The organism is Pseudomonas fluorescens, assembly GCF_902497855.1.
Taxonomy (GTDB): domain Bacteria; phylum Pseudomonadota; class Gammaproteobacteria; order Pseudomonadales; family Pseudomonadaceae; genus Aquipseudomonas; species Aquipseudomonas fluorescens_BI.
This window is the reverse complement of record NZ_CABVHU010000069.1, coordinates 1-536: the sequence shown is the minus strand read 5'-3', so window position 1 is coordinate 536 and position 536 is coordinate 1. Positions and strand designations below refer to the sequence as shown.

General features: G+C 60.3%; 1 pseudogene. It reads right to left on the bottom strand.

The features are described 5' to 3' along the window. Positions 1-392 (bottom strand): annotated as a pseudogene (locus F8N96_RS34880) (SAM-dependent methyltransferase); the annotation flags it as partial. Positions 393-536 lie beyond the last annotated feature (144 nt).

Below are 536 nucleotides of genomic sequence, written 5' to 3'. Positions count from 1 at the left end.
CGTTGTTGCAGGTAAGCTTCGATTACCTGGGCAAAGCGATAGCTGTCGGGGCCGAAAAACACCGCGTCCGCCTGGTCGGTGGGATAAGGCGAATGGGCGAACAGCAGCTCGTCGAGGCTCGACCATCGCACTGCGCTGCGCCATAGCGCGCCGTGCTTTTCGATCACATCCGCTTGCTGCAATTCTTCACGCAGGGCCTCGGGCAGCAGGCCTTGATCGAACGGCATCGAACAACCGAACACATCGCGCAGCGTCATTGCCAGGGGCGTCGCCAGCCGCCGATAGACACGCTCATGGGTCAAGGGCGTTGGCGTGATAAAGCGATAACCACCCTCCTTCAACCCCCGGCCCAGATTCAACAAGGCACGATCAGCCAGTTGTTGCGCAGACATAGGCACATTCCTTAGCGCAGGCGCGCACGCAGTTGGATAAAGCGGCGAGTGGCATACAGCCCGGCAGGCGTGCAATGACGGCGTGCCGACAGCCACGGGATCAGTGCATTGAGCTGTTGCTCATCGGGCAAGTTGCACAATGAC